Origin of the sequence: Brevibacillus sp. HB1.3 (assembly GCF_013186635.1) — a bacterium.
GTDB classification, from domain to species: domain Bacteria; phylum Bacillota; class Bacilli; order Brevibacillales; family Brevibacillaceae; genus Brevibacillus; species Brevibacillus brevis_D.
This window is the reverse complement of sequence record NZ_JABMIT010000004.1, coordinates 249,562-265,337: the sequence shown is the minus strand read 5'-3', so window position 1 is coordinate 265,337 and position 15,776 is coordinate 249,562. Positions and strand designations below refer to the sequence as shown.

Annotated in this window: 13 protein-coding genes; 6 read left to right on the top strand and 7 right to left on the bottom strand. The window is 50.2% G+C overall.

What is annotated here, in order from left to right:
* Position 1: 1 nt before the first annotated feature.
* From HPY31_RS11700 to nikC, 7 genes are all read right to left on the bottom strand, one after another.
* Entirely contained in the window at positions 2-1,330 is a 1,329-nt protein-coding gene (locus HPY31_RS11700) for a sodium:solute symporter family transporter (RefSeq protein WP_172140844.1), read from the bottom strand.
* Positions 1,327-2,031, bottom strand: coding sequence for a response regulator transcription factor (locus HPY31_RS11695; protein WP_016741081.1), 705 nt, complete (start codon positions 2,029-2,031; stop codon positions 1,327-1,329). The genes HPY31_RS11700 and HPY31_RS11695 overlap by 4 nt, the downstream gene beginning before the upstream one ends.
* A gap of 4 nt (positions 2,032-2,035) precedes the next feature.
* Positions 2,036-2,824, bottom strand: a complete 789-nt coding sequence (locus HPY31_RS11690; protein WP_172140843.1) for a sensor histidine kinase — start codon at positions 2,822-2,824, stop codon at positions 2,036-2,038.
* A 244-nt stretch (positions 2,825-3,068) separates the two neighbouring features.
* Entirely contained in the window at positions 3,069-4,085 is a 1,017-nt protein-coding gene (locus tag HPY31_RS11685) for an ABC transporter ATP-binding protein (RefSeq protein WP_016741082.1), read from the bottom strand.
* 2 nt (positions 4,086-4,087) lie between these two features.
* Positions 4,088-5,110 carry an ABC transporter ATP-binding protein gene (locus tag HPY31_RS11680; protein ID WP_016741083.1) on the bottom strand — a complete coding sequence of 341 codons (1,023 nt, stop codon included), beginning with the start codon at positions 5,108-5,110 and terminating at the stop codon, positions 4,088-4,090.
* Positions 5,111-5,122: 12 nt separating this feature from the next.
* Positions 5,123-6,043: a nickel ABC transporter permease gene (gene nikB, locus HPY31_RS11675; protein WP_172140842.1), complete on the bottom strand. Its 921-nt coding sequence runs from the start codon at positions 6,041-6,043 to the stop codon at positions 5,123-5,125.
* A gap of 13 nt (positions 6,044-6,056) precedes the next feature.
* The gene (nikC, locus tag HPY31_RS11670) at positions 6,057-6,956 is read right to left on the bottom strand and encodes a nickel transporter permease (protein ID WP_172140841.1); all 900 of its coding nucleotides are present in this window, start codon (positions 6,954-6,956) and stop codon (positions 6,057-6,059) included.
* A 180-nt stretch (positions 6,957-7,136) separates the two neighbouring features.
* On the opposite strand from nikC, the gene HPY31_RS11665 reads away from it, so the two are divergent.
* The 6 genes from HPY31_RS11665 to HPY31_RS11640 all read left to right on the top strand — a co-directional run bounded on the left by HPY31_RS11665 (position 7,137) and on the right by HPY31_RS11640 (position 15,774).
* Entirely contained in the window at positions 7,137-8,372 is a 1,236-nt protein-coding gene (locus HPY31_RS11665; protein WP_172140840.1) for an amidohydrolase, read from the top strand.
* A gap of 16 nt (positions 8,373-8,388) precedes the next feature.
* The gene (locus tag HPY31_RS11660) at positions 8,389-9,612 is read left to right on the top strand and encodes an amidohydrolase (RefSeq protein WP_172140839.1); all 1,224 of its coding nucleotides are present in this window, start codon (positions 8,389-8,391) and stop codon (positions 9,610-9,612) included.
* A 37-nt stretch (positions 9,613-9,649) separates the two neighbouring features.
* Complete coding sequence (locus HPY31_RS11655) at positions 9,650-10,867, top strand: amidohydrolase family protein (RefSeq protein WP_142495489.1); 1,218 nt, start codon at positions 9,650-9,652, stop codon at positions 10,865-10,867.
* 190 nt (positions 10,868-11,057) lie between these two features.
* On the top strand, positions 11,058-11,732 hold the full coding sequence (locus HPY31_RS11650) for an ABC transporter ATP-binding protein (RefSeq protein ID WP_172140838.1): 675 nt from the start codon (positions 11,058-11,060) through the stop codon (positions 11,730-11,732).
* Positions 11,692-12,873, top strand: coding sequence for an efflux RND transporter periplasmic adaptor subunit (locus tag HPY31_RS11645; protein ID WP_234127354.1), 1,182 nt, complete (start codon positions 11,692-11,694; stop codon positions 12,871-12,873). The genes HPY31_RS11650 and HPY31_RS11645 overlap by 41 nt, the downstream gene beginning before the upstream one ends.
* Before the next feature lie 18 nt (positions 12,874-12,891).
* On the top strand, positions 12,892-15,774 hold the full coding sequence (locus HPY31_RS11640) for an ABC transporter permease (protein ID WP_216675609.1): 2,883 nt from the start codon (positions 12,892-12,894) through the stop codon (positions 15,772-15,774).
* Positions 15,775-15,776 lie beyond the last annotated feature (2 nt).

Here is a 15,776-nt window from a genome sequence, read left to right as displayed (position 1 = left end):
GTCAGCGAGTGTGAGCCGGCGTTCGGATGTACCGTTTCCATAGCCAGGTGATGCACAAGTAGGCCGTTAAGACCAGAGCTGTACATAAGGAGGCAATCCAGATTGCCATCATCGGATCGACGTACATCCGGCTGCTATAGCCTGCGACGAATCCCATTACCGCGCTGATCAAAATGAAAGTAGGTGCTTTACCCTTCGTCAACACGATGACGACGACAGGCAAAAACAGCGAGGCGTACATAATGCCAAAGAAGAACAGCAAATCCAGCAAGGTCGGCTGGAAGTAGATCGTCAAACCATACGAAAGCGCACCGATGGCAATGGCAAGGATGTAGCCCAAACGGATTTTTTGCCGTTCCGAAGCGTCTGGGCGGAACAGCTGATAGACGTTGTTGACCATCAGACTGATCATGGAATGAAGCCCCGCGCCAAAAGCGGACATGATCGCACCAAAGGCACAGAGGACAAATAATACAAGTAAAATCATCGTGTCAATCTTGCGTACGAGATCAAACAACAGCGAGTAAATATCATCAAAGCCGCCCGTAAAAAGGACGATGATGATGAGCGAGGAAAACGCCAGTGGTACGGTAGCAAAAATGAGTCCGGACACCAGAAAGGTAGGGACGATCTTTTTCTCTTCCATCATATAGAGCCGCTGCCACGATGCCTGATCGACAAACACTTGACCAAACCCAATCAACAGCCCGGTAATGATAAAAAAAAGACCCTCGTTGTTGTTGAGCACCAGAAGGTAAGGATGGTAAAGGCGCAGTCCGTTATAGACGTGCTCGACACCTTTTCCAACAAAAAAGTAGACGGGAATCAGGATGACGGCCGCAAACGTAATGACAATTTGCACGATGGCAAAACGATGGATCGAGCGGATTCCCCCGATGCCTGCAAACAGCACACAAAATCCGAAAAAGCAGAGCAAGCCGAGCGGGATCGGGAAGCCAAACAAGATGTTCAGCAATACGCCCCCAGCCATTCCCTGTACGAACATCGCTTCAATCGTCGTAATCAAAAGGATGATGATCATCAGCCAGTAACCAAACGGATGCAGCTTGTCTCGCATGTAATCCCCGATGGTCATCCCTTCTGAGAACTCACGGCGGACCTTACGCCCAAGCAGTCCAAACATACTGAGGGCAAATGCGCCCATCAAAGCGAAGCCGATCCCGCCAAATATCCCGTATTTGACGAGTGCTTCCGGTGAACCGAAGATCGTGTTTCCGGTCACCCAGCGGGCGAGGATCGAGACGACCCCAAGTCCGATGCCGATCTTTGCTGCACCGACCACGTATTCGCGAAACGATAAGTAGGTCAAGATGCATTCCCCTTGTCCCGGTATTCTTTCGGGGTTTTCCCCACTACCTTGCGAAAAATGGTGCTGAAATAGTGTTGGCTGTTGAAGCCAGTCCGCTCCGCAACCGTCGATATGCTCCAATCAGGATGAGCGATCAGGAACTTCTTCGACATTTGAATGCGGTACTGCATTAAATACTCAGAGAATGAGACGCCTACTTCTTCATGAAAACGGCGGCTCAAATACGTCGGATTAATATGGACCTCTGCGGCCAGATCAGCCAAATTCAGCTTCTCCGCGTATTTTTGATGAATGATGTTCATCGCATCAGAAATAATTCGGGTGTAAGCAGAGAGGGCAGGGCTCTTCTGATATTTTTTCAGAATGTCGACCAGCTCGCTCTCAATGACGGGCTTCGTGATGTAATCCACGACACCGAGTCGGATCGATTGCTTGGCATAATGAAAATCTTGATAAGCCGTTACAATGATGAGCTCGATGTCTTTGTGCTGGGCTCTCAGCTCTTCGCCAAGCACCAGCCCGGATTTCCCCGGAAGATTAATGTCCAGAAAGGCAAGATGAAGAGGAACCTTCTGGCTGATCGCCATGGCTTGGCTGCCATCTGCGGCCTTGTAGAATTTCCACAAGGGGAACATGGGCTGAATCAAATACTCGAGTTGGTCCAGCTCCAATGGTTCGTCATCCACGAGTAGTACGTTCATCTTCTCACCTCAGATCGATTTGTTCATACGTACAGGGCCACCTGACAGACACAAGAGTTCCTCCTTCAGCTATCGGAGCAAGCTCCAGATGTGCATGATCACCAAAACAAAGGTGGAGCCGCCTGCGGATGTTGTCCAACCCGTGACCGCTCTCCTCATGTGGCTGTTCAGTTTCGATCTCACTTTCATTCTGGAATGCTGTGAGTCCGGAAGAACCGTTGTCGATGACTGTAAGCAGGACATCGTCATCTTGTCGGCTTACGCGGATGTCTATGGTCGCTTCGCCCATTTTTCGTTCCAATCCATGCTTAAATGCATTTTCCACGAGCGTTTGCAAGACGAATGGCGGAATGGATGCTTGCATGAGATCATCTGCACAATCCAGCTGAATTCGGAGCCGATCGCCGAAGCGCAGCTTTTGAATCTCCAAATACTGCTCCGTGTACGTAATCTCCCGCGCCAATGAAATCAACGGCTCGGTGGATTTGTATTTGAATTTGAGAAACTGGGAGAGGACTTCGAGCGCTCTCACCAGTTCCTTCGTTCGGTTCAGTCGCGCCAGACTCAGAATGACATTTAGCGTATTAAACAAGAAGTGAGGCTGGATTTGTTGATTCAATTGATTGTAGAGCGCTTGCTGCAACTCTTTTTCCAGCTCGATCTTTAGATTCTTGTTTTCTAAGAGATCAATCCGCTTCTCGAAAATGAACAGAAACAATAAAGCAATAGCTCCTATGATAGGAGCCAAAATAAACAGCAGAATGAGTAAAGTGAAGCCTTCGAAGCTTATCATGAGATCCCTTCTGTATGGAGAGATTTTGCAGTTACCATCATATCATGCTGCTTCTTGATCTCTTGCGTTTTTAGAAAATTTTAATCTCTTTACGGTAAAGTTCAAAATGTCGACTTTTCAGCACCGAGAAAGTGGCGAGAACCTGAAGAAGGAGGAGCGGAGTGTAGGAAACCTACATGAGCACCGGACTTCAAAGGTGAACGCCAGTTTCGATGCCGAATTCGCTTTCAGAATTACTACGTGATCAAAAGTCGACTTTTTGAACAACCTCTTGGGCAAGGTGGCAGGCGACTTGGTGCGTATCGTGCAGGCTCGTCAGTCCAGGTACTTCTGTTTTGCAGCGATCAATCGCATACGGGCAACGCGTATGGAAGCGGCAGCCTTGCGGAGGATTGATCGGAGAAGGTACATCTCCACGCAGAATGATCCGCTCCTGCTTTTTATTGATGTCCGGTACCGGGATCGCAGATAAGAGAGCCTGTGTGTAAGGATGCTGCGGGTTGTCGAACAGCGACTTTTTATCCGCGATCTCTACCACTTTACCCAGGTACATCACCATGACGCGATCCGAGATGTGACGAACGACGCCGAGGTCATGGGAGATGAACAAATAGGTAAGCTTGAATTGCTTCTGCAACGATTTCAGGAGATTCAGCACTTGAGCCTGAATGGATACGTCGAGTGCCGATACGGCTTCGTCACAAATGATCAGCTTCGGCTGCATTGCGAGGGCACGGGCAATCCCGATCCGTTGGCGTTGACCACCACTGAACTCATGCGGGAAACGGTCAATTTGATCCGGACGCAAGCCTACATAGCCGAGCAGCTCGATAATGCGCTCGCGGCGTTGATGCGCCGGTACGATATTTTGGATAGCCAACGCTTCCCCGAGAATAGCGGATACAGATTGGCGCGGGTTGAGCGAAGCAAACGGGTCCTGGAAAATGACCTGCAAATGCTTGCGCATGTCGCGCATTTGCTTCTTGGACATCGCCAGCAGATCCTGTCCCTCGAACAGTACCGTTCCGCTCGTCGGTTCATCCAGACGGAGGATGGCACGACCGGTAGTGGATTTGCCACAACCGGATTCGCCTACAATACTCAGTGTTTCTCCTTCATGGATCGTGAAGCTGATGTCATCCACGGCTTTTACATGGTTGACGGTACGGCCTAAAATGCCGCCTTTGATCGGGAAGTGCTGCTTGAGATTTTTTACTTCCAGCAGTGGTTTTTTCGTTGGATTCGCTTGTGTCGTCATCATGGTCATACCCCCACTTCCGTTGCAGTCTTGGTGTCGCCGTCCCACTCAGACGTATACATCCAGCAGCGTACTTTGCTTCCGTCTGCATACTCCAAGAGTTCAGGAAGCTTTGTATGGCACAGCTCTGTTGCATGCGGGCAACGTGGAGCGAATCGGCAGCCAACTGGCATATTAAACGGACTTGGTACATTCCCTTTAATTGCTTGCAGCTCTTCCACGTCCTCATCCAGACGGGGGAGGGAGTTCATCAGCCCTACTGTATAAGGATGGCGTGGATTTGCGAACAGGTTTTGTGCAGTCGTGTACTCTACGACTTTTCCTGCGTACATGACCGCGACCCGATCGCATGTTTCTGCAACGACGCCAAGATCGTGGGTAATCATGATAATGCTCATGCCCATTTCGACCTGCAGCTTTTTCATCAGCTCGAGAATCTGAGCCTGAATGGTAACGTCCAAAGCTGTCGTCGGTTCATCGGCGATCAAAATCTCCGGGCGGCAGGCGAGAGCCATCGCGATCATGACACGCTGGCGCATACCCCCAGACAATTCATGCGGCTCTTGAGTCGCGCGTTTTTCCGGGGAAGGAATACCGACCAGGCGCAGCATGTCTACTGCTTTGTCCCATGCTTCCTTCCGTCCCATGTTTTGGTGCAGGCGCAATACCTCTGCGATTTGCTCCCCAACCGAATAAACCGGATTAAGCGAGGTCATTGGCTCTTGGAAAATCATCGAAATCTCGTTGCCACGGATCGCACGCATATCTGCTTCTGATTTTTTCGTCAGGTCTTGCCCTTTGAAAAGGATTTCTCCTCCTACAATTTTTCCCGGAGGACTGGCAATCAAACGCAGGATCGAGAGGGAAGTGATACTTTTTCCACAGCCCGATTCTCCTACCAGCCCGAGTGTCTCTCCTCTATTTAGAGAGAAATCAACGCCGTCCACTGCTTTACTGACGCCATCTTCTGTGAAAAAATGCGTTTGCAGATTGCGAACGTCCAGGATGATATCTTGTTGTTCCGCCATGGTGATCCCTCCTTAGTTCAGATCAATTCGTTTATTGAAGTAGCGATACAATACATCGACGAGCAGGTTCACAAACACGAAGATAATGGAAGCGATCAGTACGCCGCCTTGTACGACAGGCAAATCACGCATGCGGATCGCATCGACGATCAGACGACCCAAGCCGTTGATGGCAAAGACAGATTCTACGAGAACCGTACCCCCCAAAAGGAAACCGAACTGCAAGCCAACGACAGTAATAATCGGGATCAAGGCGTTTTTCAAAGCATGCTTGTAAATGATGACTGTTTCACGCAAGCCTTTTGCTTTTGCTGTGCGGATGTAGTCTTGACGTACGACGTCGAGCATACTGGAGCGTGTCATACGAGCAACGATGGCGGCTCCGGCGGTACCGAGTGTGATCGCTGGCAAAACCATGTGCTTCCAGGTGCCCCAGCCTGCAACAGGGAAGAGTTGCAGCTTGACGGAGAACGTGTAGATCAAGCTCAAACCGAGCCAAAAGCTTGGCAAGGATACACCGAGCAAGGCAATAACCATGATCGTAATATCAGCAGCAGAGTATTGCTTGGTAGCAGAGATGATCCCTGCGACCATCCCGAGGACAACCGTTACAAAAATACTGGCAACGGCGAGCTCGATGGTAGCAGGCAAGCGTGCCATAATCTCATCCCACACGGGGAGGTTGGAGCGAAGTGATGTACCAAGATCGCCTTGGAACACGTTGACGACATATTGCGCGTATTGAACCATAATCGGCTGATCCAAGCCGAGCTGTGTACGCATTTTCGCAATCGTTTCTGCAGAAGCGCCTTCACCAGCAAGCAATACCGCCGGATCGCCAGGAACCATTTGCATGATCAAAAAGACGACCAGAACGACACCGAGCAGGACGGGAATCATTTGCAGCAGGCGACGAGTAATGTAAACAAACATGTAGCATTCCCTCCTATTGTTTCATTCGTGGATCGAGAGCGTCCCTGAGGCCGTCCCCAAAGATGTTGAAGCCGAGAACAAGAGTGGCAATAGCGAAACCAGGGAACATGGCCAGATGCGGAGCGGTAAACAAGAAGTCGCGTCCGTTACTGAGCATGGCGCCCCACTCCGGCAGAGGAGGCTGTGCTCCCAGTCCGAGGAACGAAAGCCCAGCGGCGGAAAGAATCGCGGTAGCTAGGCGCATCGTTGCCTGTACAATAATAGGAGACAAAATGTTTGGAAAAATGTGCCGAAAGATAATCGTGAAGTCATTGGCACCGAGTGAGCGGATCGCATCGATGTACTCCAGTTTTTTCACCGTCAAAGTAGAGCCGCGGACGATCCGTGCAAATACAGGAATCGAGAAGATACCAACGGCGATCATAACGTTAAAAAGACTCGGCCCTAAAGCACTGACAATGGCTAAAGAAAGCAGGATTCCCGGGAAGGCGAGGAGGACATCGATGATACGGGAGATGATCGTATCTACCCAGCCTCCGTAGTAACCGGATAATAAGCCGAGAATAATTCCGAAAAATGCACCAATAAAGACGGCGACAAATCCGACGGACATCGAGAGCTGTGTTCCGTATAAAAGACGGCTCAGTACATCCCGACCTTTGTCATCGGTACCCATCCAGTGTTCAGAAGATGGTGACTTCAACTTGTTAACCAAGTCAATCTCATATGGATCGTGGGGAGCGATAAAAGGTGCCAGCAGGGCAATCGCGATGTAAAAAATCACGATACAGCCGCCTACCATGGCGAGTTTGTTTTTTCGTAGTTTCCTGTAAAAAGTCCGCCATCTGCTAGGGCGTGTAGCCTCTGCTTTCGGCGGAAGAGCTTGATTGGTTGGTGCGATCTCAACCTTCATGGTGTAACCCCTCCTTTGCTTACGTCAAAGTTATCAGAAAAATGTACGAAGTAAAGGCAATTTGAACAAGTCGTAAAAATAGTGAAAATAGACGTAAAGATTGTGCAAATCAAGTCTTTCGGCTTCCTAGATAATGGGGGAGAAAGGAATGGAGAGAGACAAAGAGAGGGTGGATAATGGATGGGCGTTACCTATTGGTTGACCAATGTTCGTTTGGAGACGGGCTACCGTCGGGAAAACGGTGTCGTCACGGGGACAGAGGCATCCTTGTTTCACATTTTGGTTAAAGACGGAAAATTCACGCGTATTGTACCAGCGACAGAGAAGCTTACAGACGGTATTTTGCAAAAGGATGCAAAAGGCTTATTGGCACTTCCATCTTTTGTAGAGAAGCATGTTCATTTGGACAAGACGCTTCAAGGAGAGCCATGGCGGGCTGTCATTCCTGTATCCAATATCATTGAACGCTGCGAAATTGAAAAGCGCACACTGCCGGGATTGCCGACAACGACACAAGAGCGTGCAGAGAATCTGTTGGAGATCCTCTTGTCCTATGGCTCGACACACGTGCGTACACATGTGGACATTTACCCGGAGGTGGGAATCTCCAATTTGGAATCAGTGAAAGCAGCGTTAGCAACCTACGCGGATCGAGTCACCCACGAGATCGTGGCATTCCCGCAGCATGGCTTGTTGCGTACAGATGCAAAAGCACTCTTGCGTGAGGCATTGCGCCAAGGTGCGACTCATGTCGGGGGCGTAGACCCAGCTAATGTAGATGGCGATATAGAAGAATCCTTGCACCAAATGATGGAGCTGGCGGTAGAAGCAAACGCAGGAGTGGATTTGCATTTGCATGACCCAGGCCATTTGGGGACCTACACGATGAAGCGATTGGCAGCTATGACCGTAGACGCTGGCTGGCAAGGCCGCGTAGCAGTCAGCCATGCGTTCGCGCTCGGAGACATCTCAGTGCAAGAAGCTGAAGAGATGGCGACGATCTTGCGGGAAGCAGGCATTACGATTATCACCAGCGTGCCATTTAGCCGCGTGATCCCACCTGTGCAGCTACTGCACCAAAATGGCGTTGACGTTGCGGTCGGCTGCGACAACATTTTTGACACATGGCAGCCTTACGGAAATGGCGATGTACTGGAGCGCCTCTGGCGACTGGCAGAACGCAATCGTTGGCTGGATGAGCTGTCTTTGTCTCAATCGCTGCGTTTTATCACAGGTGGCAAAACGACGCTGGATGCTAACGGAACACAGCTGTGGCCTGTACAAGGGGAAGACGCGAGCCTGATTCTCGTGGATGCGACCTGCTCGGCAGAAGCGATCGCGCGCCGTGCAGATCGACACGCTGTATTCTTTAAAGGCAAGCTTGCTTCTGGTCAAGTGGAAGAAGTGAACGTTTAAGAGGGGGGAAAAGCCGGTGAAATCTTCTCCTTATTGGATCGTCAACGCTCGATTGGAAATCGGGTATGAGTGGGAAGAAGGCGTGATCAGTGGAACGCGGACAGAGCTGTGCGATTTGCTCATTGAACATGGAAAAATCACACGCATTGTCCCTTCCAGTGAAATTTTGGAGGATGGGCTGCCTAAAAAGGACGCGAAGGGCTTACTGATTTTGCCGTCTATGGCGGAGAAGCACATTCATCTGGAAAAAACGTATTACGGCGGCCCATGGAAGGCAACAACTCCCGTAAAAAACTTGTTCGAACGCCACGCTGAGGACAGAGGGCTTTTGCCGATGTATCTCAAGCAGGCACAGACAGGAGCAGAAAATATACTTTCGCTGCTGGTGGAAACAGGCGTTACGCATGTAAGAACGCATTGTCATGTGGACCCACAGGTTGGGCTAGGGTTTTTGGAAGGAATGAAGAGTGCGTTTGAGACGTATGCAGACCGCGTCTCCCACGAAATCGTTGCTTTCCCGCATTATGGCATGCTGCGTACACAAGCACGCGACATGGTACGTGAGGCACTGCGCCAAGGCGCCACTCATGTAGGTGGCGTCGATCCGGGTGGAGTAGACGGAGACATCGAGCGTTCCCTGCAAACGATGCTAGAGCTGGCTGTAGAAGCGGATGCCGACATTGACATGCATTTGCATGATCCAGGGCATCTCGGAGTATTTACGATGAAGCGTCTCGTTGCTCTGACGGAAGAGGCAGGCTGGCAGGGACGTGTCACGATTAGTCACGCGATGGGATTGGGCGATGTTTCGCAGGAAGAAGCCAGAGAGATGGCGCAACGCCTCGCCTCGCTTGGCATCTCCATCGCATCGACTGTTCCGATCAATCGCCCGACGATTCCGATTCCGTTGCTGCATCAAGAAGGCGTAGCTGTCATGCTCGGCAACGATAGCCTGACAGACAACTGGACCCCCTTTGGCAGTGGAGACTTGCTGGAAAAAGCAGGACGACTGGCTGAACGCTTCCGTTTGACGGATGAAAGATCGTTAGGCGTAGCACTCGGCTTTGTGACAGAGGGGCGGATCACTCTCGATGAAACCGGTAATCGTCTGTGGCCATTGGTTGGCGATGAGGCGAGCCTGATGGCGGTTGAAGCGACATGTTCAGCAGAAGCTGTTGCGAGACGTGCGAAGCGTAAGGTCGTTCTTTTCCAAGGCAACCGGGTCGCAGGTGAGTGGTAGTAGTACTACTTTTAAATAGAAAGGATGTCATGGATAGATGTCTACAGCCTATTGGATTACCAACGTCCGCTTGGAGAGCGGATACCGCAAAGAAAATGACAAGGTGGTTGCTACAGATACTGAAGTGGCGCATCTATTAATCGAAGACGGACGTATTGCACAGATCGTGAGTGGAGCTGCTCCACAAACTGAGCTGCCAACGAAGGATGCCAGCGGTCTGTTGGCACTGCCGTCATTTAGGGATATGCACATCCACATCGATAAAACGTACTATGGTGGCCCTTGGAAAGCCGTGACGCCAGTAAAAAGCATCCTGGGTCGACTGGAAGAAGAGAGCCAGCTCATGCCGAAGCTGTTGCCAACAGCACAAGAGCGCGCAGAAAAAATGCTGGAATTGCTGCTGTCCGCAGGCTCTACCCATATTCGCTCCCATTGTAATATCGATCCGTACATCGGACTCAAAAACCTGGAAGCGACCATGGCTGCACTGGAGACATTTAGTGGCAGATTGCAGTGCGAGGTGGTTGCCTTCCCACAGCAAGGTCTTTTGCGAAGCAACCAAGTGGAAAACATCCGCCAAGCCTTGAAGATGGGCGCGACCTACGTTGGTGGTGTAGACCCGGCGACCGTGGATCAAAACATCGAGAAATCGCTCGCTACCATTTTTGAGCTGGCAGTCGAAGCGAATGCACCAATCGACGTTCACTTGCATGATCCAGATCATCTCGGGGTGTTTACATTCAAACGTCTGGCTAAAATGACCGAAGAAGCAGGGTGGCAAGGTCGCGTTACCATCAGCCATGCCAACTCCCTTGCTGACATCAGTCTGGAAGAAGCAGGAGAAGTAGCTGAAATGCTCGCTGGCTTGGGCATTTCGATCACTTCCACTGTACCAGTGAACAGAGGAACAATTCCAATCCCATTGCTGCATGAGAAAGGCGTGTCGGTGTCTCTCGGAGACGATAGTATTACCGATCACTGGTCGCCATTTGGTCAAGGAGACAGCTTGGAAAAGGCAGGCCGCTTGGCAGAGCGCTTCCGAATGCAGGATGAGCGTTCCCTGTCCCAAGCACTGGGCTTCATTACAGGTGGGAAAACGCCGTTGGATAAAGAGGGTAATCACCTGTGGCCGAATGTTGGCGACGAAGCGGATATTGTATTCGTTCATGCATCCTCGGCAGCAGAAGCAGTTGCACGCCGTGCGAAGCGCCAAGCAGTCATGTTCCGAGGGAATGTCGTTTCTGGGACTTTGTAATATCGAAAAGGAAATAAGAAAAAGGCAGAACCACAGGGTTTTGCCTTTTTTCTTTTTGTAAGTGGTTATAGTGGTCAGTTGTTTATTTTTGTTTATTTTAATTTATTCCAGTTTTATTAAATAATAGTTTCTAATTGAGTTACTATAAATAAATATTGTATTTTTCAGATATTTATTCGGGGGTGTCATTTTGTCGTTCATTGCAGAGACAGAAAACGTAGAGCGCACGTTTGGTAGAGGGGCAGCTGCCGTTAGAGCGCTTGCGGGTGTGAAAATGCGCGTAGAAGCAGGACAATTGCTCGTACTAAAAGGCAGATCAGGATCAGGAAAAACAACGCTATTAAACCTTTTGGGTGGACTCGATCGTCCGACGGTAGGAAGCGTGTACTTTCAGGGACGAGAAATCGGCCAGCTATCGGATTATGAACGAACGAGGATCAGGCGAAAGAACATGGGCTTTATCTTCCAGTCGTTTGGCCTGCTTCCGCTCATGTCAGCCGCTGAAAACGTCGAGTTTGGGCTCCGCCTGTCAGGTGCGCCTGCTGCCGAATGGAGGGAGCGTGTTGGCGAAGCGCTCGATTTCGTTGGGCTGTCCAAACGGGCGCATCATCGGCCGTTTGAGATGTCCGGTGGAGAACAGCAACGCTGTGCGATTGCAAGGGCTGTTGCGAACAGACCGACGCTACTATTGGCGGATGAGCCGACAGCTGAGCTGGATAGTAAAACGGGTCTGCAAATTAGCCGTTTGTTTCGTCAATTGGTCGATGAAGGTGCGATGAGCATTGTCATGACGACACATGATCCTGGTGTAATGGAGGTGGCGGATGATGTCTATGAATTGGAGGACGGTCGTATCAAGGAATAGCAAAATAAAATGGGCGTACTTGAGTGTTTTCCTTTTGTTGACGGGCTGTTCCCTATTCCCTAAGGAGGAGGAGGTTCTGGCTCCGCCATTAGTAGAGCCGTCGCCTATCAAATATGAGGTGGCAGAAGTTTTACAAGGGCCGATTGTAAAAAGTGTGAAAGGAAACGCCTCATTCACGACCGTGAAAACGGCGGAGCTCTCTTTCCCAGAGACGAAGGGACTGCGGCTGAAGTCGTTCTCTGTCCAAGGCGGCGATAAGGTGAAAAAAGGACAGGTACTTGCTGAATTGGATGCAGCTGAAATGGAGAGGGAGATCGAGTCGGCCAAGTATGAAGTGGAGAAGGCAAAGCTGGAGCTGCTTGAAGCCCAGCAGGATAATCACTACGAGGTCGAATCCGCGAAGCTGGACGTTTTGAAGGCAGAGATGAACGCCAAGGTAAACGAGACCAAGCTAGCCAAGATCGAATTGGAAAAGGTTAAGCTAGACTTGGCGAAATTGCAGGATCCTAAGAAGCAGCAGTACGTGGTGGAGCGTGCCAGACTAAACGTGAAGCAAAAAGAGATGGACCTGAAGAACCTGCAACAGCGTTGGAACGAGACCAAGCTGATCGCGCCCTTTGACGGCATCGTGCTGTTTACAAGCAACGGGCAGGTAGGAGATGAGGTGGAAGCGCATCAAAAGTTGGTAACGATAGGCGACCCGAACAAGCTGTTCGTCATGTATATCGCGCCCGAGAAAGAGGCGCTGCAAGATGTGAGGGAAGGGATGAAAGTGATTCTCACCGGTAAAGACGGCGAAAAAGGCGAGGGGACAGTTGTTCAGACGCCCCTGCATGTCCCTTCCAATTTACCAGAGGATTTGACGAAGCTGTATCAGAGAAGTCTGCTCATTACTCCGAAAATTCCTCCAAAGGGCTTGGAGATCGGGACAGGAGTCAGTATGGAAGTGATTGTGGACAAGCAGGATCAGACGCTTTTTATACCGAGAAAAGCACTTCATGATTTATCGGGCAGGAAGTACGTCCGGGTGCTCGACGGGAATAGCAAGAAGGAAGTGGACGTGGAAACTGGGATCATGACCCAGACAGAGGTTGAGATTCGCAAAGGTCTTTCGGCAGGCCAACTGGTTATTTTGGAATAGGGGGACAAACTCGTGGCGATGCTGCAAATGATCCTGCGGAAAATGATGAATAACCGCTGGCTGGTCGGCAGTCTGTTGATCGGGCTGGTCGTCGCTGTCGGACTGGTATCGAGTATACCAGCGTTCACGTCAGGGGTACTTCAACGCATGTTGATCAAGGATATGGAGGAATACCAGAAGAATGTGAAGCGCTTCCCTGGTGGCTTACTAGTCGCAGTCAATCAAAACAAACTAGGGGAGAATGGGGCGGTTCTTGTAGACGAAATGACCGCTCATTTGCAAAACGAAGTAATCGCTCAACTGAATGTCCCGGTGTATGCAGAAGTGACAGTTTTGCGGACCATCCCGTTTAATGCCATTCAGGAAAACATACAGGAGAAGAGCCCGCTCAGTTCCGACAGCTCGCGGATTTATTCGCTGAGTGGACTCGCGCAGCATATGACGCTCGTTGACGGTCGCCTGCCTGCTGCAACCCCTGTTGATGGCGTGTACGAGGCGCTGGTAACGGAAAAAGCGCTAAAGGACCGCCGGATGGTGCTAGGCAGCTTGTATGAGCTGACTACGAGCCAGGTAGAAGGACTCAAGGTGCGAATCAAGCCGGTCGGTGTTTTCAAGGAAAAAGAGGGGAACGATCCTTATTGGTTTGCTTCGATGAGTGAATATTCCAGTGGCTTCGTATTGGATGAACGGCTTTTTCGGAGTGTGTTTTTGGAAGAGAAAAATCTGGTGATTTCCAGCCAAATGTATACGGCCCTTCACTACCAATCCTTTCGAATCAGCGATACAGAGAAGCTGAATTCATTGGTGACCGGAATCGAAGGGAAGCTGCAACAGCATGGATTGAAAAAAGCGGAGATCAACGTTCAGTTTCCGGCGGCTAATCTCGTGGGCAAGTACAATGAGCAAGAGAAGCAATTCAAAACCATTCTCTGGTCGCTCTACATCCCCATTTTCATTATGCTGGGCATTTATCTCGTGATGATTTCGGGATTAATTGTGGAAAGGCAACGAACGGAAATCGCTGTGCTGGGCAGCAGGGGAGCCAGCAGAATGCAGATTTTTTCTATTTATTTCATGGAGATCGCCATTTTGGGGTTATGCGCTTTTCTGATCGGTCCATTTGTGGGGATACAGCTTAGCAAGATACTCGGCATCTCGAATGGATTTCTCGAATTCGTCGATCGCAAAGGTTTGGATGTCACCATGAGTCGCGAAGTTTTTGTGTATGCTGCGTGGATGGTGCTTGCCTGTATCACACTCGTTTTGATTTCTGTATTTCTGGCAACCAAGCAAAATATCGTCACGCACAAGCAAAACATGGCGAGAATGAGTGGACATGCCATTTGGCACCGACTGTTTTTGGACGTATTGCTGCTTGCGGTCTCGTGGTATGGATGGTATTCCTATCAAAACGCCGCTGAAACCGCAGCAAAAACGAGCGAAGGGGCTTCGGCCATCTCAATCGATTTCCTTCTCTTTTTTGTGCCCGTTCTGTTCTCGCTCGGTTTTGGCCTGCTGCTTCTCCGATTGTACCCTTGGCTCCTGCGTCTGATGTCTTGGGCAGGACGTTCCTTCTTCCCGCTTTCTCTGCATACGACGCTGGTTCAGGTAGGGAGAGCTCCACGGCAGTATCATTTTCTCATGCTGTTTGTGACGATTACGGTCGCAGTAGGAATGTTCAGTGCAAGCATGGCACGGACGATCAATCAAAATGCAGAGGAGAGAATCCGTTACCAAATTGGCGCGGATGTTCGCTTGAAGGCAGAGTGGCAGAGCGACAAACCGGAAGTAACGGTCTATCGGGGAGGAATGAATGCAGAAGATGGTGAGGGTGCAGAAGTGGAACAAGCGCCTGCAGCTCCTCCCGTTCAGTATGTAGAGCCGGATTTCGAAGTCTACAGTCGACTGCCTGAGGTTGAGCATGCAACAAAAGTCTTTGTGAACGGCTTGGCGGAGGCTTCTTTTCAGGGAGATCCTGTGAAGGACATCACTTTGATGGGGATCGACCCCAAAGAGTTTGCAAAGACCGCTTGGATGAAGTCTGACTTGCTGCCGCATCACTTCCACGATTATTTGAATTTGATCGCAAAAGAACCACATGCCTTATTGCTGTCTCGCAGCCTCGCTGACAAACTGCACGTGGTGGAGGGACAAACCATCCTGCTCGGTTGGGGGGATTCTCGCAGGGTTGAAATGATTGTGTATGCCATCGTAGATTACTGGCCGGGATGGAACCCTACTCCTGTAAAAAGCACATACGGAAACAGCGTAGAAGAACAGTATTTAGCAGTCGCCAACCTACCGTTCGTGCAAGACAAGATTCGCATGGAGCCGTATGAGGTTTGGATCAAAATGAAAGAGGGATCGTCTTCTGAATCGCTTTACAAGGGTCTGTCACAAGAGGGAGTCAAGCTCGCCATGCTGAATAATGCCAAACAGCAAGTCATCCAGATGAAAAACAACGCATTTTATTTGGGGCTGAATGGATCGCTGACGCTTGGGTTCCTGCTTTCCATGCTGGTCACCTTTATCGGCTACGTGTTGTACTGGGTGCTTACACTTGGAGCCAGAAAATTGCAATACGGCGTGTTCCGCGCGATGGGAATGCCCTTCAGACAGCTTCTTGCCATACTCGCGTGGGAGCAGCTTTTGACGTTTGGCGTCGCTTTTGCGATGGGAATGACAGCTGGCAAGCTGGCAAATAGCCTGTTTTTGCCTGCACTCAGTCTCTATTTGCATGCCGATAAGCAAGTTCCTCCCTTTACCGTCATTTCGATGCCGCAAGATGAACAAATCATTTATACGTTCATTGCTGTGACACTGGTTATCGGAATCGGGGTCGTCGGTATTCTGCTGTCACGGATGCAGATCCATCAAGCCGTAAAGCTGGGGGAGGACTAATC

Coding starts and splice junctions, on each gene's coding strand:
- HPY31_RS11690 (WP_172140843.1), bottom strand. CDS start 2,824: ATGATAAGCTTCGAAGGCTTCACTTTACTCATTCTGCTGTTTATTTTG.
- nikB (WP_172140842.1), bottom strand. CDS start 6,043: ATGTTTGTTTACATTACTCGTCGCCTGCTGCAAATGATTCCCGTCCTG.
- HPY31_RS11685 (WP_016741082.1), bottom strand. CDS start 4,085: ATGATGACGACACAAGCGAATCCAACGAAAAAACCACTGCTGGAAGTA.
- HPY31_RS11640 (WP_216675609.1), top strand. CDS start 12,892: ATGCTGCAAATGATCCTGCGGAAAATGATGAATAACCGCTGGCTGGTC.
- HPY31_RS11645 (WP_234127354.1), top strand. CDS start 11,692: ATGATGTCTATGAATTGGAGGACGGTCGTATCAAGGAATAGCAAAATA.
- HPY31_RS11695 (WP_016741081.1), bottom strand. CDS start 2,031: ATGAACGTACTACTCGTGGATGACGAACCATTGGAGCTGGACCAACTC.
- HPY31_RS11655 (WP_142495489.1), top strand. CDS start 9,650: ATGTCTACAGCCTATTGGATTACCAACGTCCGCTTGGAGAGCGGATAC.
- HPY31_RS11665 (WP_172140840.1), top strand. CDS start 7,137: ATGGGCGTTACCTATTGGTTGACCAATGTTCGTTTGGAGACGGGCTAC.
- HPY31_RS11680 (WP_016741083.1), bottom strand. CDS start 5,110: ATGGCGGAACAACAAGATATCATCCTGGACGTTCGCAATCTGCAAACG.
- nikC (WP_172140841.1), bottom strand. CDS start 6,956: ATGAAGGTTGAGATCGCACCAACCAATCAAGCTCTTCCGCCGAAAGCA.